Source organism: Novosphingobium sediminicola (assembly GCF_014196525.1).
Classification (GTDB): Bacteria; Pseudomonadota; Alphaproteobacteria; order Sphingomonadales; family Sphingomonadaceae; genus Novosphingobium; species Novosphingobium sediminicola.
Genome location: NZ_JACIDX010000010.1, coordinates 25238 through 46800, shown reverse-complemented (window position 1 = coordinate 46800; position 21563 = coordinate 25238). Strand labels below are relative to the sequence as shown.

At 63.2% G+C, this 21563-nt stretch carries 18 protein-coding genes; 6 read left to right on the top strand and 12 right to left on the bottom strand.

The genetic code is table 11. From position 1 onward, the window contains the following. Nucleotides 1–6: 6 nt before the first annotated feature. From GGR38_RS13635 to GGR38_RS13600, 8 genes are all read right to left on the bottom strand, one after another. Nucleotides 7–951: an NAD-dependent epimerase/dehydratase family protein gene (locus tag GGR38_RS13635; RefSeq protein WP_183626426.1), complete on the bottom strand. Its 945-nt coding sequence runs from the start codon at nucleotides 949–951 to the stop codon at nucleotides 7–9. After that, nucleotides 944–1597, bottom strand: coding sequence for an HAD family hydrolase (locus GGR38_RS13630; RefSeq protein WP_183626424.1), 654 nt, complete (start codon nucleotides 1595–1597; stop codon nucleotides 944–946). The genes GGR38_RS13635 and GGR38_RS13630 overlap by 8 nt, the downstream gene beginning before the upstream one ends. 6 nt (nucleotides 1598–1603) lie before the next feature. Further along, nucleotides 1604–3472: a thiamine pyrophosphate-binding protein gene (locus GGR38_RS13625; protein ID WP_183626422.1), complete on the bottom strand. Its 1869-nt coding sequence runs from the start codon at nucleotides 3470–3472 to the stop codon at nucleotides 1604–1606. Between the two features lie 6 nt (nucleotides 3473–3478). Next, nucleotides 3479–4282: an aldolase/citrate lyase family protein gene (locus GGR38_RS13620; protein WP_183626420.1), complete on the bottom strand. Its 804-nt coding sequence runs from the start codon at nucleotides 4280–4282 to the stop codon at nucleotides 3479–3481. A gap of 59 nt (nucleotides 4283–4341) precedes the next feature. Beyond that, complete coding sequence (gene rfbH / locus GGR38_RS13615) at nucleotides 4342–5733, bottom strand: lipopolysaccharide biosynthesis protein RfbH (RefSeq protein WP_246404657.1); 1392 nt, start codon at nucleotides 5731–5733, stop codon at nucleotides 4342–4344. A 56-nt stretch (nucleotides 5734–5789) separates the two neighbouring features. Further along, nucleotides 5790–6866, bottom strand: coding sequence for a CDP-glucose 4,6-dehydratase (gene rfbG / locus GGR38_RS13610; RefSeq protein WP_183626417.1), 1077 nt, complete (start codon nucleotides 6864–6866; stop codon nucleotides 5790–5792). 6 nt (nucleotides 6867–6872) lie between these two features. Further along, entirely contained in the window at nucleotides 6873–7658 is a 786-nt protein-coding gene (gene rfbF / locus GGR38_RS13605; protein ID WP_183626415.1) for a glucose-1-phosphate cytidylyltransferase, read from the bottom strand. Nucleotides 7659–7801: 143 nt separating this feature from the next. Beyond that, a complete protein-coding gene (locus GGR38_RS13600) occupies nucleotides 7802–9238 on the bottom strand; it encodes an MFS transporter (protein WP_183626413.1) in 1437 nt (478 codons plus the stop codon). Nucleotides 9239–9339: 101 nt separating this feature from the next. Between GGR38_RS13600 and GGR38_RS13595 the strand changes: the two genes are divergently transcribed. Further along, entirely contained in the window at nucleotides 9340–10119 is a 780-nt protein-coding gene (locus tag GGR38_RS13595) for an SDR family oxidoreductase (protein ID WP_183626411.1), read from the top strand. A gap of 34 nt (nucleotides 10120–10153) precedes the next feature. Here GGR38_RS13595 and GGR38_RS13590 read toward each other — a convergent pair whose 3' ends face one another. Next, nucleotides 10154–12064, bottom strand: a complete 1911-nt coding sequence (locus GGR38_RS13590; RefSeq protein WP_183626409.1) for a CocE/NonD family hydrolase — start codon at nucleotides 12062–12064, stop codon at nucleotides 10154–10156. A 378-nt stretch (nucleotides 12065–12442) separates the two neighbouring features. Here GGR38_RS13590 and GGR38_RS13585 point away from each other — a divergent pair, with 378 nt between their 5' ends. From GGR38_RS13585 to GGR38_RS13565, 5 genes are all read left to right on the top strand, one after another. Beyond that, nucleotides 12443–13150 carry a response regulator transcription factor gene (locus tag GGR38_RS13585; RefSeq protein WP_168604467.1) on the top strand — a complete coding sequence of 236 codons (708 nt, stop codon included), beginning with the start codon at nucleotides 12443–12445 and terminating at the stop codon, nucleotides 13148–13150. Further along, nucleotides 13147–14460: an ATP-binding protein gene (locus tag GGR38_RS13580; protein WP_246404655.1), complete on the top strand. Its 1314-nt coding sequence runs from the start codon at nucleotides 13147–13149 to the stop codon at nucleotides 14458–14460. The genes GGR38_RS13585 and GGR38_RS13580 overlap by 4 nt, the downstream gene beginning before the upstream one ends. 132 nt (nucleotides 14461–14592) lie before the next feature. Continuing rightward, nucleotides 14593–15288, top strand: coding sequence for a carbonic anhydrase (locus tag GGR38_RS13575; protein ID WP_183626407.1), 696 nt, complete (start codon nucleotides 14593–14595; stop codon nucleotides 15286–15288). Further along, the gene (locus tag GGR38_RS13570) at nucleotides 15285–16799 is read left to right on the top strand and encodes a SulP family inorganic anion transporter (RefSeq protein WP_183626405.1); all 1515 of its coding nucleotides are present in this window, start codon (nucleotides 15285–15287) and stop codon (nucleotides 16797–16799) included. The genes GGR38_RS13575 and GGR38_RS13570 overlap by 4 nt, the downstream gene beginning before the upstream one ends. Before the next feature lie 186 nt (nucleotides 16800–16985). Further along, on the top strand, nucleotides 16986–20336 hold the full coding sequence (locus tag GGR38_RS13565; protein ID WP_183626403.1) for a trifunctional glycoside hydrolase family 18/polysaccharide deacetylase/glycosyltransferase family 2 protein: 3351 nt from the start codon (nucleotides 16986–16988) through the stop codon (nucleotides 20334–20336). A 1-nt stretch (nucleotide 20337) separates the two neighbouring features. On the opposite strand, the gene GGR38_RS13560 is transcribed toward GGR38_RS13565, so the two are convergent. The 3 genes from GGR38_RS13560 to GGR38_RS13550 form a co-directional block, all read right to left on the bottom strand. Next, nucleotides 20338–20529, bottom strand: coding sequence for a hypothetical protein (locus GGR38_RS13560; RefSeq protein ID WP_183626401.1), 192 nt, complete (start codon nucleotides 20527–20529; stop codon nucleotides 20338–20340). Nucleotides 20530–20550: 21 nt separating this feature from the next. Further along, the gene (locus tag GGR38_RS13555) at nucleotides 20551–20799 is read right to left on the bottom strand and encodes an accessory factor UbiK family protein (RefSeq protein ID WP_168604462.1); all 249 of its coding nucleotides are present in this window, start codon (nucleotides 20797–20799) and stop codon (nucleotides 20551–20553) included. 127 nt (nucleotides 20800–20926) lie between these two features. Next, on the bottom strand, nucleotides 20927–21478 hold the full coding sequence (locus tag GGR38_RS13550) for a TspO/MBR family protein (protein WP_183626399.1): 552 nt from the start codon (nucleotides 21476–21478) through the stop codon (nucleotides 20927–20929). Between the last annotated feature and the right edge of the window lie 85 nt (nucleotides 21479–21563).

Sequence of the window (21563 nt, the reverse complement as noted above, 5' to 3'; positions counted from 1 at the left end):
TCCCGCTCAAGAGGAGCGTTGTGCCCACGCAATCATCTCGGCCACCTGCGCGGCCAGAGGGACGGGCGCGATGCCATAATCGGCCAGCAAGGCGCGATAGGCCGCATCGTCGCCGTGATAGATATCGGCGGGGCCGGTGGTGATCTGGGCGCGCTGGACGCTGGTGCCGGTTTGCGCGGCGACCACGCCTGCGATCTCGCCCAGTTCCATCCCCTCGCCGCCGCTGTCGAACCGCAGTACGCCCGAAGGGGCCAGAGAGGCGGCAAAGGCAAGGCTCATCAATTCGCGGATGGCGACATAGGCGCGCACGACCTGACGCGGCGCGCGCACCTCTACCGGGCGGCCCGCGATGGCGTCGTCAATGAAGCTGGCGATGGCATAGGCGCCCGGCTTGTTGATATAAGGCCCGGTCAGCGCAAAGATCCGGGCGATGACGGCGCGATGGCCCGTTTCATCGGCCCATGCGGCAAAGCGTTCCTCATCCTCACGCTTGAGCGCGCCGTAGAGGCGCATCGCTGCGCTGGCATCGGGATCGTCAGCCTTGGCCGCTGCCCCGCTGCTGGCCACGAAGATCGCCTCGGCGCCGATCGGGTTCAGTGCTTTGAGCACGCTTTCGCTGATCGCGCGATTGGCGGCGATATAGGCCGCCTCATCCATCGCCTCGGCGCGGTCTTTGGTCAGGAAGGCGGTGTGCAGCACGATGGTCGGCTCTTTGGGCAGCCATGCCATATCGGCCAGCGGGCGCTGCAACACCTGCGATCCATCGGCAAGGCGCAGCGCGCGGGTGTTCGAGCCAAACGGGCGCACCCGCTTTTCAAACTTGTCGCCCAGCGCGGCGGCCAGCAGATCGAGCGTGGCAAGCCCAATCCAGCCCCCCGCCCCGGTGATGACGATGCGCCGCCCGTCCTCGACCAGCGCCTGCACCACTTCGGGAGCCAAACCTTCAGCCATGCGCCCGCTCCATCACCGCGCGGGCCAGTTCGCCAAAGCAATCATAGCTCATCGCCGGATCAGGCTGATAATCGGGGTCGGCATAGCCATGGGTCAGGAACAGGAAAGGCATGCCGCGCGCATCGGCCACGGCATGGTCCAGTTCACTGTCGCCCACGAAAAGGCAATGATCAGGCGAGGCGTCCAGGTCGGCCAGCACCAAATCGAGCAGATCGGGCGCAGGCTTGGGCGCCACCCCCGCGCGCGATCCCACCACGCTTTGAAACAGCGGGGCAAGGCCAGTATCCTCCAGCACCTTGTCGACCAGATTTTGCGGCTTGTTCGAACAGATCGACAGCACAAAACCGCGCCCATGCAAGGTGCGCAGACTGGTGGCAACATGGTTGAACAGCGTTTCCACCCGCGTCTGCGTCACCGCATAGCGGCGGCGGAATTCGGCCAGCTCCTCGGCCGGATCGCCGCAATCATCGCCCAGCAGCGCCATCACCATCTTTTGCCCGCCATGGCTCATCCATGGGCGGGCAAATTCGGGGTCAATCTTGCGGGCATTACCACGCTCCGCCAGCATCCCTTCAAGGATCTCGACACAGATCGCGCAGCTATCGACCAGCGTGCCGTCGAGATCGAAGATCAGATGGCGAAGCATGGCCGCTTAACGCAAGGTGGCGCAGGGCGCCATTGCGCTCGCCAGTTCCTCGTCCGACAGGAAGGGCGAGAGATCCTCCAGCGGGGGCGAGACCATCGTGCCATCGGGCAGACGGCGGCTCGACAGCTTGGGCTCGAACTGCTGGGCCTTGTCGATCATCACCTCGCACAATTGCGCGCCCTCGCCATCCAGAGTGGCGCGGATCGCGGCAGACAGATCGCCATCCTTTTCCGCCTTGCGCGCGGGGAAGCCGAAACCGGCGGCCAGACGCGCAAAGTCGGGGAAGGTCAACCCGCTGTCCGGCCCGCAACCGACCGAGAAGCCCTTGAAATGGGCCACCTGCGACTGGCGGATCGAGTGATAGCCGTCATTGTTGAGGACAAAGATCTTGATCGGCAACGCTGCGCCCACGATGGTCTGCAATTCCTGCAGGTTCATCATGATCGAGCCATCGCCCGCCAGACAGATGATCCGACGACCGCCACCGGCATAATAGGCCCCGATGGCGCCCGGCAGGTCATAGCCCATGCTGGCACAGCCGGAATTGGTGTAGAGCCGCTGGCCCGCCTTGAGGTCGGCGCATTGGAAGATCGTGACGCAGGCCGTGCCGTCGCCCGAGACGATGATGTCGCCTTCTTCCAGCTCGTTGAACAGCGCCTCGCCAAAGACATAGGGGTTGATCGGGCCGGTCTCGCTGCGAAATTCATCGCGCACGGTGGGATATTGGGCGCTGCGCTCGCGGCTGCGCGCCAGATAGGCGGCGCGGTTCTCCGCGCCTTCGCCCGAAACGCCCAGCGCATCGACCGCATCAAAGAAATCGCGCAGGTCGGCATGGATCGCACGATGCAGGCTAAGCGTCGGCTTGCCCAGTTCGGCCCGGTCAATATCCACCATCGCCACCCGCGCATTGCGGGCAAAGCTCTGCCAATTATAGCTGATCTGGCGGATATTCAGACGGCTGCCCAGCACCAGCACATAGTCGGCGCCCTGCACGGCGAAATTGCCGCCGCGGTCGCCCACGCTGCCCGGACGGCCGACATAGAGCGGATGGGCATTGGGCAGCGCATCATGCGCGTTCCAGCCCGTCACCACCGGCGCGCCCAGCTTTTCAATCAGCGCAAGAAACCGCTCATGCGTATTCGAAAGGCGCACGCCCGCGCCGACAAACACTACAGGCCGCTCCGCCGCACAGAATTCGGCCAGCATCGCGCCGACCTCGGCCTGCAAATCCGCGCCGGTCAAGGCCCCGGTTTCGGCGGCATTGTTGGGCGCGTTCCACTCACTTGCCGTATCCACATCTGCCGAAGGATCAAAAGCCTCCAGCGCATCAGGGTCCACGGGCGCGGCCTGAACGTCAATGGGAACATCGATCCACACCGGGCCGGGCCGCCCGCGCGTGGCAAGGTAGATCGCCTTTTCCACCACCTTGCGCGCCTGCGCCGGGTCTTGCAGCACGACCGCATATTTGGTGATCGGCCGCACCATGCCGACAATATCGACTTCCTGATCGCCCAACTGGCGCAGCGGGATATGCGGGAAATTGCCCGCAATCGTCTCGCGCTTCACCTGACCCGACACCACGATCATCGGGACCGAATCGACATAGGCGCCATAGACGCCGTTGAGCGTGTTCACGCCCCCCGGCCCCGTGGTGACATTGACCAGCGCAGGCTTGCCACACAGACGAGCATAGCTTTCCGCCGCGATGGCGCTGGCCTGCTCGTGGTGGTTGAAGATCTTGCGCAGGCCCGCTTCGCGCCCAAAGGCGTCGTTCAAATGCATGGCCCCGCCGCCCGTCAGCATAAAGCAGTCAGAAACACCGCTTTGCACCAACAGGCGGGCGATCAGGTCCGCGACCCGGATAGTCTCAGCCATGATGGTTTACGCAGGCTCGGCGGTCTTGATGGTGGCCTGACGCGCCTCCATCATGGCGATGCGGGTGGCGTCTTCCTCGGCAATGCCGCGATAGAAATCACGCTTGTTCTTCAGCCAGAGCAGCTCGAACTCAATCGCCAGTTCCATGCCCGCAGCCGCGCGGCCATCCTCGACCACGGCGGCGTCGAACACGACCTTGCGCGTTTCGAACCGGTCCAGACGATGGGCGCGGGCGCCCGCCAGCAGCGACACCGAATCCGGGCTGACCCCGCCGCCCACGACCAGTTCAAGGCCGCGTTCATGCGCCACCTTGGCCACGGCATTGACATAGTCAGCCATCGCATCGCTGTTCACAAACGAACGGTCATGGCCCAGCGAGCCGGCGAAATCGACCCGCCCGAAGACAAAGCCGACATTGCCCGCCTGCGCCACTTCGCCCAGCTTTTCCAGCGATTCAAACGTAGTGGCAGTTTCCACGTTGAACAGGAACGACATGTCCGCCTGCTCGTCCTTGGCAAACACCTTGTCCTTGGCGGCGATGAATTTGGACAGCGCATAGGGCGTCTCGACCATCGGAGCGATGATGTAATCGACCCCATACTGGCGCGCCTCGATCAGATCGCGGATCGCCTCGCAACCGCCGATCTTGAGCGCGACCTTCAAACCGGCGCGCCGCGCCAGTTCGAGCAGGCGCAGGAATTCATCGCTGCGCGTGCCCTCGGCCTCAAACTCGGCCTTGACCGAGACAAACCCGTATTTGGCCGCGCCCTCGGCCAGAATCGCCAACATGCGTTTTTCGTATGCGTTCACGTCTAAACCTCTTCGGCTGGCTTTTCCGACCCTGCCCGTGCGTATCAAACCTTGATGGCTTAGCCCTTAGCCGATCCGTAATGATCCGCAAGGAAGACACCAATCTGCTCGGCGGTATAACTAAGGTGGTCATCCGTCAAACCCGGATAGATGCCCAACCAGAAAGTATTGGTCGTCACCAGATCGGCATTGGCCAGATCGCCCACCACGCGCACGCTGCGGCCCTTCATATAGGGCTGGTGCAAAAGGTTGCCGCCAAACAGCAGGCGCGTGCCAATCTTCTGCTCGGTCAGGAATTCGACCAAGGCCTCGCGGTTGATGCCGATTTCGGGGCGGATGGTGATGGGATAGCCGAACCACGAAGGCTGTGAACGCTCGGTGGCCTGCGGCAGGATGAAGATATCCTCCAGCGGTTTGAGCAATTGCGTCAGCTTGTCAAAATTGCGCTGGCGCGCGGCGATGAAGCCGTCCAGCCGGTCAAGCTGGGCAAGGCCAACGGCCGCCTGCATATCGGTGATCTTCAGATTATAGCCAACGTGGCCATAGGTATACTTGTGGTCATACCCATGCGGCAACGTGCCCAGCTTGCGGTTGAACCGCTTGCCGCAGGTGTTGTCCTGACCCGGCGCGCACCAGCAGTCGCGGCCCCAGTCGCGGAACGATTCGACCACGCGCTTCAGGCGCGGCTTGTCGGTGAACACCGCCCCGCCCTCGCCCATGGTGATATGATGGGCCGGATAGAACGAAAGCGTGCCCAGATGGCCGAACGTGCCCACCGGCTTGCCATCAAACGTCGCGCCCAGCGCGTCGCACGTATCCTCGACCACCCAGAGGTTGTATTTTTCGGCAACACGCATCACTTCGGCAATGTCGAAAGGATTGCCAAGCGTATGGGCGATCATGATCGCGCGGGTCTTGTCCGACACCGCCGCTTCGATCATCTCGGGCTTGATATTATAGGTCGGGATATCGCAATCGACGAAAACCGGCACCAGCCCATATTGCAGCGAAGGATTGACCGTGGTGGGGAAACCCGTCGCCACGGTGATCACTTCATCGCCCGGCTTCAACGCATCGCTGCGATGATAATGCGAGGTCAGCGCCGCCAACGCCAGCAGATTGGCCGACGAACCCGAATTGGTCGTCAGCGCATGGGCTACGCCCAGACGCGCCGCCAGCTTTTCCTCGAACTGCGTGTTATAACGCCCCGTGGTCAGCCACATGTCGAGGCTGGCATCGACCAGATTGCGCAGCTCGCCTTCGCCCACGACCTTGCCCGACACCGGCACCACGCTCTCACCGGGCAGAAACGCGCGCGGGCTGTGATAGCGGCGCGCATATTCCTCGGACAGGCCAAGGATCAGTTCGCGCAATTGCCCTTCGTCGCTGTCCTTCACCATGCCCGCCACGGCGGAGGAAAGGTCGAGCATCGGATTATCGATCGTGGCCATAGAAACTGTCTGCCTGTAAACTGTCTTCTGAAGATTTCAGACGTGTTGAAACATTTTTAGTCTTGATGGAACAGGGCCCGATAGGCGGTCAATTGCGCCAGCGAAATCGCCTGCGCATTGCCGCCCTGGGCCACGCTCTTATGCCATTCCACAATCCGGCCCAAGGCCTCGCCCAGACCCCATGCCGGACGCCAGCCCAGATAATTGCGCGCCTTGGCGCAGTCCAGCTTGAGAATCTTGGCCTCATGGGGGCCGGAGACCTGTTCGGGCTGGTCCCAACCGGCATCGCCCCAGCGCTGCGTGATCCGGTCGGCGATCCAGCTTACCGGCTGGGTGTCATCATCGGCGGGGCCGAAATTCCAGCCCTCGGCCGCCCATGCCTCACCCTTGGCCAACGTCTCGGCAATCAACAGATAGCCGCCCAGCGCCTCCAGCACATGCTGCCACGGGCGGATCGAATGGGGCGAACGGATCATCGGACGCTCTCCGGCAATCAGCGCGCGGATGATGTCGGGCACCAGCCGGTCGAGCGCCCAATCGCCCCCGCCGATCACATTGCCCGCCCGCACCGAGGCCAGCAGCGGCGCGCCCAGCTCGGAAAAGAAACTGCGCCGATAGGCCGCGATCACCAGTTCGGCCGCGCCCTTGCTGGCCGAATAGGGATCATGCCCGCCCATCGGATCGCTCTCACGATAGGGCCAGACCCATTCGCGATTCTCATAGGCCTTGTCCGAGGTGATCGCGACAATCGCCTTCAGATTCGGCGCGCGGCGACAGGCGTCCAGCACATGCACCGTGCCCTGGACATTGGTGGCGAAGGTTTCCACCGGCGTTTCATAGGACAGGCGCACCAGGGGCTGCGCGGCCAGATGGAACACCACCTCCGGGTCGGCCTGCGCCACGGCGGCCTCGACCACGGCCATGTCGCGGATATCGCCCTCGATATGCGTCAGCAGGCCCTCGACCCGCGCCTGACGAAACAGGCTGATCTCCTCGGCAGGCAAGGACAGGCCCGTCACCACCGCGCCCATCTGATGCAGCCAGAGCGCCAGCCAACTTCCCTTGAAGCCGGTATGCCCGGTCAACAGAACCCGGCGGCCCGCCCAGAAGGATGGATCATGCACGACAGCCATAATCGCTTACCACGTCTTCCACGGCGCAGCGCCCTGCGCCCACAGCCGTTCCAGATGCTGCTTGTCGCGCAAAGTATCCATCGGCTGCCAAAAGCCATCATGGCGGAAGGCCACCAGTTCGCCGCTATGGGCCAGCGTTTCGAGAGGATAATCCTCCCAAACCTGATCCGGGCCGGAGATAAGGTCGATCACCGAAGGGTCCAGCACAAAGAAGCCGCCATTGATCAGGCCGCCATCGCCCGCCGGCTTTTCTTTAAAGCTGGTGACTTCATGCCCGCCCGAACCATCGCCGAATTCCAGCGCGCCAAACCGGCCCGGAGGCGCAACGGCGGCAATCGTCGCCTTCTTGCCATGGGCACGGTGAAACGCCAGTTCGGCCGAAATGTCGATGTCGGAAACGCCATCGCCATAGGTGAAGCAAAATGGTTCGCCATCGGTCAGGAAACGGCGCACTCCCCACAGGCGCCCGCCCGTCTGGGCCGTCGGCCCGGTGTCCACCAAAGTCACCGTCCAAGGCTCGCTTTTGACCTCGTGAACGGTCATCTTGTTATTGGCAAGATCGATGGTCACATCGGCGGCATGAAGGAAGTAATTGGCGAAAAATTCCTTGATGACATAGCCTTTGTAGCCAAGACAGATGATGAAGTCATTGACGCCATGCGCGGCATAGATCTTCATGATATGCCACAGGATCGGCATACCACCCACCTCAACCATCGGCTTGGGTCGGCTCGACGTCTCCTCGCCCAGCCGCGTTCCCAAACCACCCGCTAGAATTACTGCCTTGGTCAAGTGACCCCCGAAAATGTTGATCAGGTAAAATCAGGACGTAAAAAGTCGGATCGGGCCATGGGCTGGTTGCCCCGCAACGTCAAGCGTTCTGCCCATCGGCGTCCCAAAACGCGCCCTTGCGGCGCGAATGCGTCAGTATCGCGTCATTCCGTCTCGGTCAGGCGCGATCCGGCATCGGGGGCAAAGGCCAGATTGGGAATGATCGCGGTAAAACTGATCGCGGCGATGATCCAGAAGGCCAGCGCAAAATCGCGCAATTCGGGGTGATTCACGCCGTGCGCGGCGGTGCTGATCTGCAGGATCGTGGCCGCCATGCACACGCCCAGCGACAGGGTGAGCTGCTGAAACGTGGTGTAGAAACTGGTCGCGCGGCTCATTTCCTCGCTGGCCAATCCGTCATAGGCGATGGTGTTATAGGCGGTGAATTGAAACGACATCAAAAATCCGGCCAGCACCAGCACGCCCCAGATCGCCCATTCCGGCCATGCGGGCGAGAAGAACCCGCAGGAAGCATAGACCACCGTGCCCGCCGCACCCATCAGCGTCAGCCCCCGGCGAAAGCCCAGCCGCCGCAGCACGGGTCCTGCCAGCCCCTTCATCACGATGGACCCCACCGCCGTTGCCAGCGTGATCGTGCCCGCCCGCGCGGCGGAAAAGCCAAAGCCATATTGCACCATCAGCGCCAGCAGAAAGGGCTGTGCGCCCTGCAACAGGCGGGTGATGGACCCCGCAATCCACGACAGGCGGAAATTGCGATGGCGCAGCAGCGCGAAATCCATGATCGGCGCGGGATGCCGCCGCGCATGGGCCCAATAGGCCAGCGCCATCACCACACCCAGCCCCAGCGGCAACAGCGCCACCGCGCCCGCATGGATCGGCCCCGCCGCCTCAAACCCCACCATCAGCGCGGCCAGCGCCACAGCCGAAAGCACAAAACCCACCGCATCGAACACCGGCGGCTCCTGCGCGCGGATATCGGGAATGTTGCGCCAAACCAACACCAGCGCGAGCGCGGCAATCGGGATGTTGATCCAGAAGATCGCCCGCCAATGCATATAGGTGACGATAAAGCCCCCCAGCGGCGGCCCCAGAATCGTCCCCAGCAGGCCGGGCATCAGCATCCAGCTGGTCGCATTGACCAGATCGCGCGGGGGCACCGTGCGCAGCATCACCAGACGCCCCACCGGCAGCATCATCGCCCCGCCCACGCCTTGCAGGAAACGCGCCGCCGCCATGGCTTCCAGCCCATTCGTCAGCGCCGAGCCCAGTGAACCGAGCGCGAACACACCGATCGCCGCGCAAAACACCCGCCGCGCGCCAAACCTGTCGGCCATATAGCCCGAGACCGGCACGAACACCGCCAGCGCCAGCAGATAGGACGTCACCGTTACCGAGAGCGCCGGGGGCCGCACGCCGAAATCACGCGCGATGGTGGGCAAGGCCGTGGTCAGCACCGTGCCGTCGAACTGCTCCATGAACAGCGCGCAGGCCACGATCAGACCGATCAGGCGATAATCGCTGGAGCCGCCTGCCTCTTCGATAAGGGCTGCATCAGCCGCCGGGGGAGTCGTTTGCTGCATTTGCGAAAGGCTCTAGGCCCATGATTCAGGCGGGGCAAGAGCAGGACTTGCCCAAAAATCCGACTGGCGGCAAAGCAGGGCGCCAAGATTAAGGAGCACTCATGGATCTGGGAATTGCCGGTCGCCGCGCGATAATTTGCGCTTCTTCCAAAGGGCTTGGTCTGGCCTGCGCTACGTCTTTGGCGCGTGAGGGGGCGGTTGTGTGGATCAACGGGCGCGATGATGGTCGGTTGCAATCCGCCGCGCAGAGCATTTTCGAGGCCACGGGGGCAACGGTCCGCCGCGTGGTGGGCGACATGAACACAGCCGATGGCCGCGCCGCCGTGCTGGCTGCCTGCCCCGATCCTGATATTCTCATCAACAACAATCATGGCCCCCGCAATGGCCATCAGGAAGAATTGAGCGACGAGGACTGGTTGAGCGCGGTCAACAACAACATGCTCTCGCCCATCGCGATGATCCGCGCGGTGGCGGGCGGCATGCGGGCACGCGGGTTTGGCCGGATCGTCAACATCACCTCGGCACAGGTAAAATCGCCCACGGTCGATATGGGCCTGTCGGTGGCGGCGCGCGCGGGGCTGATGGCGCTGGCCAAGGCGGCGCAGTTCGACACGGTGGCCGAAAACGTGACGATCAACAATTTGCTGCCCGGCCCCTTTCGCACCGACCGTCTGGCCGGATTGGCCCAGCGGCGCGCGGCATCGGAAAATATCGACATCGAGGAAGCCTATCGCCGCATCGGCCAGCGCGGTCCGGCAGGGCGCATTGGCGATCCGGCCGAATTTGGCGATGCCTGCGCGTTCCTCTGTTCGGCGCAGGCGGGCTATATTTCGGGGCAAAGCCTTGCCATCGACGGCGGGGCCTATCGCGGGCTGTTCTGAGAAAGGGGGCGGCCCGAACCGCCCCCTGCCCCGGTTAATCCTGCACGATGGGCAACAGGACGGCGCTGGCCGTGGCCCCACCGCGCTGGATGCTCTGCGTGGCAGCTTTGTAATCGCCGGGCTTGGCGTTGAAGATATTGGCGACATAGGTCTGCGGATTGCGGTCATAGAGCGGGAACAGGCTGGATTGCACCTGCACCATCAAGCGATGTCCGGGCAGCAGCACATGGTTGATATGCGGCAGTTCAAAGCGGACATTTTCCACCTTGCCAGGCTTCCACGCACCGGGCGTGGCGAAACCATGGACATAGCGGCCCCGGAAAATCTCGATGCCCAGCGGCAGCTCGAAACCGGGATTGGCAGGCTTGGCGCCCTGTGATGTGGCCTCTGGCGTGGTGTCGGGGGCCACGTCGATCAGTTTGACCACCCAGTCGGCATCCGTCCCCGTTGTCGCCGCATAGAGGTCCACGCGGGGTGCGCCCTTGATATGGATCGGCTTGTCCAAAGGCGCGCTTTTATAGGTCAGCACATCGGGGCGATCCTCGACAAAGCGCTGATCATGGACCAGCCATGTCGTCCATTGCTTGCGATCCGCCATGGACAGCGGGCGCGGCATGAAGGGCACCGGATGGGCAGGATCGGACACGTAATCGTCATGCCCCGCAGCGCCCGGCGTAAAGGACAGACTGCCCGCAGCGCCCAGATAGAGCGGGGTCAGCTTCGCATCATCCCATTTCTGCGAGACCTCCCACTGGTTCACGCCCGTGGCATAGGTCAGCACCGGCGGCGTGTGAGGATCGGGCGCATCCTTCAGCCAGTGGTCGAAGAAGGGTTTCAGCCATTTGACGCGGAATTCATGCGCCGTGTCGCCGGTAAAGGTTACGTCGCCCAGTTCATAGCCATAGTGATTGACCCCCGAATGCCGCCACGGCCCAATCACCAGCGAGAGCTTGTCATTAGCGGTGTCCTTGGGCTCCAGCGCGCGATAGACCGCCGGGGCGCCATAGGAATCCTCCTGATCCCATTGGCCCACGACCAGCATGGTCGGCACGGTCAAAGGCCGCGCGGCCAGCCATTTGTCCACCGCCTGAAGCGACCAGAACGGGGTATAGGCAGGGTTCTCCATCAGCTTGCGCACGCCGGGGATGGTTTCAATGCCCCATTTACGCGCGAAATCGCCCGCAGAACCTGCCTCCAGATAGGCATTGTAATCATCGCCTGCGCCACGCGGGATTTTGGCGTCGCTGTCGCCCTTGCCCACGCTCATATCGACCATATAGTCGAAGCTGTTCACCCGGAACGCGCCATTGTGAAACCAGTCATCGCCCATCCAGCCGTCGACCATCGGGCTTTGCGGCACGGCGGCCTTTAACGCGGGATGCGGGTTGATCAGCGCCATCAGCGAGGTGAAGCCCAGATAGGAGCTGCCGATAATGCCCACCTTGCCATTGCTTTCGGGCACATTCTTGACCAGCCAGTCGATCGTGTCATAGGCATCGGTCGCCTCGTCGATGCCGCTGTTGTTCAGCGGGCCGACGATGGGGCGGTTAAGCACCCAGTCGCCCTCGGATTTGTGCATGCCGCGAATGTCCTGATAGACGCGGATATAGCCGTCTTCGGCAAATTCGGCATCCATCGCGGGCAGGATCTCGGTGATCTTCTGGCTGGCCGTGCGCGTCACGTCGCCATGCGCGTTATAGGGGCTGCGCGAGATCAGGATGGGGGCGTTCTTCGCGCCCTTCTTAAACACGATGGCGGTGTAGAGTTTCGTGCCGTCGCGCATCGGGATCATCACCTCGCGCAGGGTAAAATCGGCATCGGGCCGCACCGCGCCATAGGATTTGACCACATCGGGCGTCATGGGCGTAACGGCATTTTGCGCGCCTGCCGGCGCGGAAAGAGCGAAGGCCAGCGCTAGGAACGCGCCGGAACGAAGCAGTTTCATGGGAAGGCCCCTTTGTGCAGATGCAATAGGCCCAGAATGTCGTCATTGCGCCCCGCCCGCAAGCAGCCTGCGCAGAAACATTTTATCACAAACCGGCACTTAACCCGCAAAATGGGCGCTTTAGATCAGCATCATCGAATGCATAGAGGACGAAATGATCCGGTTACCTGCCAGACATGGAACAGCGCTGATCCCCGCCCCGCATTGATCCGTTTTACGCGTTCCGGCCGAAGATCCCCAAGAACCCTCCTGAGGCCGGTTCATGCCGCAGGCGCCACTCCATCCGCGCCTGCCCCCTTGCGATCGGGGCAAGAGGTCTTTACCTCGCGCCCCGATCGCCTTTACTGTTCGCCGTTCCACGGCCAGGTTCAAAATATCATGACAGCAAAATCCATCCTGCTTGTAGAAGACGATCCGGCGCTGCGCCTGCTGACGGCGCGGGCGCTGCGCGCCAATGGCTATGACGTGCGCACGGCCAGCACGGGCGCGGAAATGTGGGTGATGCTCGACAGCGCCCCGGCCGATCTGATCGTGCTGGACATCATGCTGCCGGGCACTACGGGCATCGAACTCTTCCGCCGGTTGCGCAAGGAATCGGACACGCCCGTCATCTTTGTTTCCGCGCGCGGCAGCGAGGAGGACCGCGTGCTGGGCCTCGAACTGGGCGCGGATGATTATCTCGCCAAGCCTTTCAGCACGCGCGAGCTGATCGCGCGCATCGGCGCGGTATTGCGACGCGGCGGCAGCGACGAGGAACGCGCGCCCGTTCAAAAGATGCTGACCTTCGATGGCTGGTCGCTCTCGCTCTCGCGCCATGAACTGCGCTCGCCCGAAGGGGCGTTGGTCGATCTGACGGGCGCCGAATTCGATCTGCTCGCCACGTTCCTCGGCCAGCCCCAGCGCGTGATCGGGCGTCAGCGCCTGATCGAACTGTCGCGCACGCGCCTGTCTGACAGCTCTGACCGCAGCATCGATGTGCTGGTCAGCCGCCTGCGCCGTAAACTGTCCAACCCCAATGGTCAGGCCCCGATCGCCACCGTGCGCGGCATCGGCTATATGTTCACCGCCGAGGTTGCGCGCCATTGAAATGGCTTCATGCTCTGGGCCTGCCCGCGCGGATGCTGGCCATTCTGGCGGTGGTCATGCTGGTGGACATCGGCGCCAATGCGATCCTGTTCGAGCGCGCCAATGAATTCGCGCTGGAGGCCGAGGAGGCCGACAGTCTGGCCGACCGGCTGGCGATTGCCGCGCGGTTGCTGGAGGAAAACGTGCCCGCGCGGCGCGACGGTCTGGCGCGCGAACTGAGCAGTCCGGGCCTGAAAATCCGCTGGAAGCCGACCGGGGCCGACCGCCCGCTGGCTGCCCTCGATCTGGGCACGTTGCAGCATCAGCTGATCGCCTATCAGCCGCAATTGAACCAATACCGGCTGCAACTGCATCTGGCCCCGCTCCATGCCCGCCATGAGGTCGACGGCTCGATGGTTTTGACCGACAATTCGCTGATCACCTTCCACAGCGAGGCGCGCGACATTTTCGCCCTGCGCGCGGGCTATGTGCTGCGGATCATTCTGCCCACGCTGCTGCTGGTGCCGCTGGCATGGTTTCTGGTCTATGCCTCGCTGCGCCCCCTGCGGCGGCTGGTGCGGGCCAGTCGGCATGTCGGCACGCCCCATGCGCGCCCGATTGAAATGGACGGCCCGGCCGAGGTGCGCGAACTGATCGGCGCCTTTAACGCGATGCAGGGGCGGATCGACGATCTGCTCGACGCCAATACCCAGACCATGCTGGCCATCGGCCATGACATGCGCACGCCGCTGGCGCGAATGCAGTTGCGGCTGGATGGCGTGCCGATGGACATTGACGAGCGCGATGCGATGGATGGCGATCTGTCGGAAATGCGCGACCTGCTCTCCTCGCTTCAGGATTTCGTCGCGCTGGACGAACCCGGCCCCGCCAAGGAGCCGGTGGACCTTGCCGCGATGGCGCAAACCTTGGTCGATGGCGCGCAGGATCGCGGCTATCCGGCCGACTATGAAGGGCCGGACCGGTTGATCGTGATGGCACGCGCGGTATCGCTGCGCCGGGCCATGTCGAACCTGATCGAGAATGCGCTGCATTATGGCGGCAATGTCATGGTGCGTGTCGAGATCGAAAAGGCCAGCGTCACGCTGGCGGTCGAGGATGATGGGCCAGGCATTCCCGAGGAGCATTTGGGCAAGGTGCTGCAGCCCTTCATCCGGCTGGACAGCGCGCGGGCGCGCAATACGGCGGGCATGGGGCTGGGCCTGCCCATCGTGGTGCGGGTTCTGCGCAGCGAGGGGGCAGAACTGATCCTGTCGAACAAGCCCGAGGGGGGCCTGCGCGCCCTCATCCGCCTGCCCCAGCCGCCGATGTAAGCGGTTCATGCGGCGCTCAGTTTTTAGCAACACTTCCTTACATAGCCGCGCGGTCATAGCAAAATCGGACACATAAATTGGTCTCATCAGCCAGCCCCCCTTGCGGCAGGCAACAGATCGAAAGGTGTGACCATGAACGAACTGATTGGCCGCGTATTCAGCTTTGAAAAGACCACTTTTCCGGCCAGTGGCGAGCTGTTCAACAAATTGACCACCCATGGGCAATTCCCCAAGGCGCTGATGATTTCCTGCGCTGACTCGCGCGTGGTGCCCGAACAGATCCTTCAGGCCCAACCGGGCGACCTCTTCGTATGCCGCAACGCGGGCAATATGGTGCCCAGCTACGGCACCCAGCTTGGCGGCGTGTCGGCCACGGTGGAATATGCAGTGGCCGCTCTTGGCGTGCGCGACATCATCGTGTGCGGCCATTCGGATTGCGGCGCGATGAAGGCGCTGTCCAACCCCGTCGGCCTTGAGCGCATGCCCAATGTGAAGGCGTGGCTGGATCATGGCGCGGCGGCCGAACATATCGTTTCGACCTGCAAGGGCCATTTGCAGGACAAGGAACGCGTCCGCGCGATCACGCTGGAAAACATCATCGCCCAGATCGCCCATCTGCGCACCCACCCCTCGGTGGCCTCGGCCATTGCGCGCGGCGAAATGGCGCTGCACGGCTGGTTTGTCGATATTCATGCCGGGCAGGTGCTGGGCCTTGATGGCGACACCGGACATTTCGTGCCCCTGCGTGAAGACAGCCCGCTGCCCGTCGCCATGCCCGCTTCGCGTCGGATCGCCGACGAAACCCTCGTCGCGGAGGCGGCCGAATGAGCCAGACGACACAAAAGAGCGGGATCGGCGCGTTTCTGGCGCGCGATTTCACCGCCTCCATTGTCGTCTTTCTGGTGGCGATGCCTCTTTGCATGGGCATCGCCATCGCCTCGGGCGTGCCGCCGGAGAAAGGCCTGGTAACGGGCCTGATCGGCGGCATTGTCGTGGGCGCGCTGGCCGGTTCGCCCTTGCAGGTGTCGGGCCCGGCGGCGGGTCTGGCGGTGATCGTGTTCGAATTCGTGCGCGATCACGGGCTGTCGGCGCTGGGGCCGATGCTGGTGCTGGCGGGCGCGATTCAGCTGGTGGCGGGCGTGGCGCGCCTTGGCGGCCTGTTCCGCTCGATCAGCCCGGCGGTGGTCCATGGCATGTTGGCGGGCATTGGCGCGCTGATCGTGCTGGGCCAGTTCCACATCCTGTTCGACGCCAAGCCGATGTCGAACGGGCTGGCCAATCTGGCGGCCATTCCGGGGCGCGTATTGGGCCTTTCGCCTGACATTCGCTCGACCGAAATGGCGCTGGGCCTTGGCCTGACCACAATCCTTGTCATGCTGGCATGGGAAAAGTGGCGTCCCAAAAAGCTCGCTCTGGTTCCCGGCGCGCTGCTGGGCGTGGGCGCGGCCACGATCATCGCGGCCAGCTTTGGCATGAACGTCACGCGCATCGCGGTGCCCGAATCGCTGGCCGCCGCCTTTGGCACGCCGGGTGCGGGCTTCTTTGCTCCGCTGGGCGATACGGCGGTCATTACCGCCGCCATCGCCATCGCCTTTATCGCCAGCGCCGAAACGCTGCTGTCCGCAGCTGCAGTGGATCGTATGCATGATGGCGTGCGTACCAATTACAACAAGGAATTGTGGGCGCAGGGCATCGGCAACATGCTGTGCGGCGCGGTGGGCGCTTTGCCGATGACGGGCGTGATCGTGCGTTCGTCGGCCAATGTGCAGGCGGGTGCGATGACCCGGCTTTCGGCCATCCTGCATGGCGTGTGGATTCTGGCCTTTGTTGCGCTGCTGCCCTGGCTGCTGCGCGAAGTGCCGATGGCGGCTCTGGGCGGCGTTCTCGTCGTTACCGGCTGGCGTCTGGTCAGCCTCAAGCATGTCACGCATCTGTTCCACAACTATGGCGTGATCCCGGCGGCAATCTGGGTCGTGACTTTCGCGCTGGTGGTGGGCAAGGACCTGCTGACGGGCGTGATCGCGGGCCTGCTGCTCTCGCTGGTGGAACTGATCCCGCTGGCCAAGGGGCTGCGCTTGGGCGTTGAGGAAAAGCACACTGACGATGGGCATCACGTTGCCCTTCAGGGCTCGGCTACTTTCCTCAGCCTGACCAAGCTGACCAACCGTCTGGAAAGCGTGCCTGCGGATCGTGCGGTCCATCTGGACCTCAAGGATGTGCATGGCATCGACCATACCACCGCTGAAATGCTGGGCGAATGGATCGCGCGCCGGCGTCGCGGCGGGGCTGCGGTGCGGTTGAGCGGGCCAGACCCGATCCTCAACACTCTGGCCGCCTGATTTCCCCGGAACGGCCCGAGACGCCCCTCTTGGCATCCGCCAAGGGGGGCGTTTTCGTTGAATTGGGGAAGAATGCGCGCAGGGGTGATTTCCGCCGCTTTCCGGCGAAGGCTGGCGATGCTAGAGACGGCCCAAAGGGCGCTCGGGATGAAGCGCCTGTCTTCGCAGTGTAAAGGTGGGGCGGACTTGTCCAGACCAGTATTTTTCGATCCCTCGGGGCGCCGTCGGCGCTGGACGCGGCGGTTGACCTTCTTCGGGCTTATCGCGCTGGTGGTGGCCGCCATCGCCTTTGCCACGACCGTGGTGCATATTCCTGCACCCTCTCCGCTGCCTCTGGGATTTGAACGGCGCACAGCGCTGCCCATGCGCACACAGGTCTCGCGCTTGTCGCATTCCTTCTCGCGCATGTTCAGCACGCCGCCCAAACAGCGCGCGAACAGCAAGGGTCAGACGATCACCGTCGCCTTTTATTCGAACTGGTCGGATGCCTCGGCGCCATCGCTGCTGCGCCATATCAATCAGGTCGACTGGGTGGCCCCCACCTCGCTCAACATCGACATGGCGGGCAACCTGCATGTCAGCGAGGATCGCCCGCTGCGGCGCATCCTGCTTTCGGCGCTGCATCGCCCGCTGGTGGTGCCGGTGCTGCAGAATGTCGATGACAAGGGCTTTTCCCGCCCCGCCGCCATCGCGCTTTTCGCCAGCAAGGCCAAGCGCAAGGCCTTGATCGGCCAATTGATCGATTACCTGAAGAAATCGGGCGACGCGGGCATCATCTTCGACTTTGAAGACCTGCGCCCCAGCGACATCCCCGCCTATCGCTCGATGATCGCCGAGGTCGAGCGCGCGCTCGATCCCACAGGGCAAGTTGTTGCCGTCACCCTGCCGATGGAAGGCGATGGCTGGTCGCCTTCGCAGTTTGCTGCGGTGGCCGACAAAATCATCCTGATGGCCTATGACGAACACTGGGCCAGCGGACAGCCCGGCCCGATTGCCTCGAACGACTGGTTCGCCAGCAAGGTACGCAAGGCCATCGGCAATATGCCCGCCGACAAGGTGATCATCGCGCTGGGCTCCTATGCCTATGACTGGCACCCCGGCCCCGACGGCAAGAATGGCGCCGAGAGCCTGACCGTCGAAGAAGCCTGGCTGTCGGCCCATGATTCGGCCACCACGCCCACCTATGACAAGGCCAGCGGCAACACCGGCTTCTCCTTCCTCGAAAATGGCCAACGCCATGACGTGTGGATGGTCGATGCCGCGGCCAGCTGGAACCAGATGCGCATTCTCTCGCAACTGGGCGTGGGCAATATCGCGCTCTGGCGTCTGGGCACCGAGGACCCCGGTTTCTGGCAGGCGCTGCAAAGCTGGCGCAGCGGGGGAAAGCAAAACCCTTTTCCCGATCTGAGCCATATCACCCAGACCGCCAACGCCGACGTTGAGGGCGCAGGCGAAATCCTGCGCATCACCTCGACCCCGCGTGAAGGCGAACGCAGGGTCAGTTTTGACCCCAAGACCGGGCTGGTTTCGGGCCAGACCTATGACAGCCTGCCCACGCCCTATAAGGTGCAGCGCACAGGCTATGCGGAAAAAAAAGTCGCGCTGACCTTTGACGATGGGCCGGACGCGATCTGGACACCCAAGATCCTCTCGATCCTTGAGCAGTACAAGGTGCCGGCCACCTTTTTCGTCATTGGCGAAAACGGGGTGTCGAACCGCGATATCCTGCAACGGATGGTTGCTTCGGGAATGGAGATCGGCAACCACTCCTATACCCACCCCAACATGGCCAATTCCTCGGAAACCGGCATAAGGCTTGAACTGAACGCGACCCAGCGGCTGGTCGAAGCCTATACGGGCCGCTCGATGCGCCTTTTTCGCGCGCCTTATTTCGGTGACGCCGAACCTACCACTGCCGACGAACTGGTGCCCGCGCAAATCGCTCAGGAGCATGGCTATACGATCGTAGGCCTGCATGTGGACCCCGATGACTGGATGCGCCCCGGCGTACAGCATATCGTTGATTCCACGCTGGCGCAGGTCAAGGAAGGCCGCCCCGGCTATTCGGGCAATATCATCCTGCTGCACGATGGCGGCGGCGACCGCGAGCAGACCGTCACCGCCCTGCCCGGCATCATCGTCGCGCTGCGCCAGCAAGGGTACAAATTCGTCTCCGTGGCCGAACTGGCCGGACTGACGCCCGATCAGGTGATGCCGCCGGTCAAGGGCTATGACCTGATGGCGGTGCGCGCCGACGTTTTCGCCTTTACCTCGATCGGCGTGATGATCGTGGTGCTCAACTGGTCGTTCTTCTTCGCCATCGCGCTGGGCGTGCTGCGCTCGGTCACGCTGGTGGCGCTGGCCATGCTACCGGCCAAGCGCAAAGCGCCCACGCCCGATGCCACCTTCCGCCCCAAGGTCACCGTCATCATCCCGTGTTTCAACGAGGAGAAGGTGATCGAGACCAGCGTCAAACGCATTCTGGAATCGACCTATCCCTATCTCGATGTGATCGTGGTGGACGATGGATCAAAGGATCAGACCAGCGCTATCGTCACCGAGAAATTCGGCGACAATCCGCGCGTGCGGTTGATGACGCTGGTCAATGGCGGCAAGGCGAGCGCGCTTAACAAGGCGCTCAAGGAAGCCACCGGCGAGATCATCGTCGCGCTGGACGCCGATACGCAGTTTGAGAAAGAAACGATCCTGCGCCTTGTCCGCTGGTTCATCGATCCGAAAATCGGCGCGGTGGCGGGCAATGCCAAGGTGGGCAACCGGGTCAATCTGGTCACCCGCTGGCAGGCGGTGGAATATACCACGGCTCAGAATATCGAGCGCCGCGCGCTGACCCGCTTTGATGCGATCATGGTGGTACCGGGCGCGGTGGGCGCATGGCGGCGCACGGCCTTGGAAAGCGTCAATGGCTATCCCGAAGACACGCTGGCCGAGGATCAGGATCTGACCATCGCCATCCAGCGCAAGAAGTGGAAGGTCGCCTATGACGAGGAGGCCGTGGCATGGACCGAGGCGCCCGAGAGCTTTGGCGCCCTGTCCAAGCAACGTTTCCGCTGGTCCTATGGCACGCTGCAATGCCTGTGGAAGCACCGCAAGATCATGCGCCGGGGCAAGCCGGGGGGCCTGGCCTTTATCGGCGTGCCGCAGGCCTGGGTGTTCCAGATCCTGTTCGCGGTCATTTCGCCCACCATCGATCTGGCGCTGGTCGTCTCGATTCTGGGCACGATCACCCGCGTGATCCAGCATGGCTGGGCCCAGACCCAGACCGACGTGCTGCGTATGGCGGTCTATTGGGCGGCGTTTTCGTCCATCGACCTTGTGTGCGGCTGGATCGCCTATCGCATGGATGTGCGCGACAAGAAGTTCCGCCCCTTCCTGTTGCTGGCTCAGCGCTTCGTCTATCGCCAGTTGATGTATTCGGTGGTGATCCGCGCGGTGGCTGCTGCCGTGCGCGGGGTGGGCACCGGCTGGGGCAAGCTGGAGCGGACGGGCCGCGTTTCGGCGCCGGAAGGCGGGGTTTAATCTAAACGGACGGGTGGGCGCGTTCCACCCGCAACACCCGCATCCCCTTGGTCCGACTGGTCAGATGATACTGGCGACAAATCGCACAGCGATAGGGGCGCAGCGTGATGGCGGCGTTTAAGGCTGCCGCCACCGCCTCAGCCTCGCTGGCATAGCGGCGTTTACGCGCGCAGATGCCGGGGCGGGTGCGCATGATCGCCCCGCCCTTTATGCTTCAGCCGCCGATCTTGGCTTCAAGCGCGGCCAGCTTTTCCTTGAGCACTTCGACTTCTTCGCGGGCCGTGGCGGCCATGGCTTTCACCGTGTCGAATTCTTCACGGCTGACGAAATCGAGACCGCCAAACGCCTCGCGGAAACGTTCGCGGGCGGCATCACGCGCCTCGCGCGTGGCCCCGGCAAAGGTCCCGGCGGCGCTGTTCATCAGCTTCACGAAATCGGCAAGGAAGGGGTTTTCGCTCTGCATGGCGCGCATATCCGTCTTAGTTCTTGGCGCCCCCCGCCCGCATGGCAGAAGGGTCCGCTTGCCGCCTAGATGGCGCGCAAAAGGGCAAGGATCAAGGGCCGGAGCGAAATTCTAAAGGCGCGAAATTCTAAAGCTGGATATGCACCGCAGCGGGCGCGTCCTGCCCATCGGCATCGGGGTTGAGCACGAGGAACTGATAATTGAGCACACTGGCAAACAGCACCCATGCCAGATAGGGCACCATCAGCCCCGCCGCCACCGGCCGCACCCGCCAGAACAGCGCGATCACCGCCACCAGCGACACCGCCATGGCAATGATGATCCCCAGCGCCAGCGCGATCCGGTGCAGCCCGAAAAACACCGGCGACCATGCCAGATTAAGCACCAGATGAGCGGCAAACAGCGTAATCGCCGCCCCGCGCCCCGGCGCCGAACGCGCCGAAACCACAATCGCCAGCGCCACGCCCATGATCACATAAAGCGCGGTCCACACCAGCGGAAAGACCAGCGACGGCGGATAGATCCCCGGCTTGATCAGCGAGACGAACCAAGGATTGTTCGGCCCCGACAGCGAAACGCTGGCCGAGAGAAAGCCGAGCAGATTGATCCCCGGCACCAGCACCAGCACCCAGCGCGCCAGTCCCGCCCGCAATTGACCCGAGGAGGCAATTTCCGTCATCTTCGTTCAGAACCCCGTCTGATTGCCGCCGCGCCGTGCCGCGCCGCATTACCTTCATAACCCGGAGCGATGGCATTCAGCCAGC

Excerpts from the sequence above, each read along its gene's own strand:
- GGR38_RS13630 (WP_183626424.1), bottom strand. The coding sequence starts at position 1,597 with ATGCTTCGCCATCTGATCTTCGATCTCGACGGCACGCTGGTCGATAGC.
- GGR38_RS13590 (WP_183626409.1), bottom strand. The coding sequence starts at position 12,064 with ATGAAACTGCTTCGTTCCGGCGCGTTCCTAGCGCTGGCCTTCGCTCTT.
- rfbH (WP_246404657.1), bottom strand. The coding sequence starts at position 5,733 with ATGGCCACGATCGATAATCCGATGCTCGACCTTTCCTCCGCCGTGGCG.
- GGR38_RS13585 (WP_168604467.1), top strand. The coding sequence starts at position 12,443 with ATGACAGCAAAATCCATCCTGCTTGTAGAAGACGATCCGGCGCTGCGC.
- GGR38_RS13625 (WP_183626422.1), bottom strand. The coding sequence starts at position 3,472 with ATGGCTGAGACTATCCGGGTCGCGGACCTGATCGCCCGCCTGTTGGTG.
- GGR38_RS13575 (WP_183626407.1), top strand. The coding sequence starts at position 14,593 with ATGAACGAACTGATTGGCCGCGTATTCAGCTTTGAAAAGACCACTTTT.
- GGR38_RS13595 (WP_183626411.1), top strand. The coding sequence starts at position 9,340 with ATGGATCTGGGAATTGCCGGTCGCCGCGCGATAATTTGCGCTTCTTCC.
- GGR38_RS13635 (WP_183626426.1), bottom strand. The coding sequence starts at position 951 with ATGGCTGAAGGTTTGGCTCCCGAAGTGGTGCAGGCGCTGGTCGAGGAC.
- rfbG (WP_183626417.1), bottom strand. The coding sequence starts at position 6,866 with ATGGCTGTCGTGCATGATCCATCCTTCTGGGCGGGCCGCCGGGTTCTG.
- GGR38_RS13600 (WP_183626413.1), bottom strand. The coding sequence starts at position 9,238 with ATGCAGCAAACGACTCCCCCGGCGGCTGATGCAGCCCTTATCGAAGAG.
- GGR38_RS13555 (WP_168604462.1), bottom strand. The coding sequence starts at position 20,799 with ATGCAGAGCGAAAACCCCTTCCTTGCCGATTTCGTGAAGCTGATGAAC.
- GGR38_RS13550 (WP_183626399.1), bottom strand. The coding sequence starts at position 21,478 with ATGACGGAAATTGCCTCCTCGGGTCAATTGCGGGCGGGACTGGCGCGC.
- GGR38_RS13560 (WP_183626401.1), bottom strand. The coding sequence starts at position 20,529 with ATGCGCACCCGCCCCGGCATCTGCGCGCGTAAACGCCGCTATGCCAGC.
- GGR38_RS13570 (WP_183626405.1), top strand. The coding sequence starts at position 15,285 with ATGAGCCAGACGACACAAAAGAGCGGGATCGGCGCGTTTCTGGCGCGC.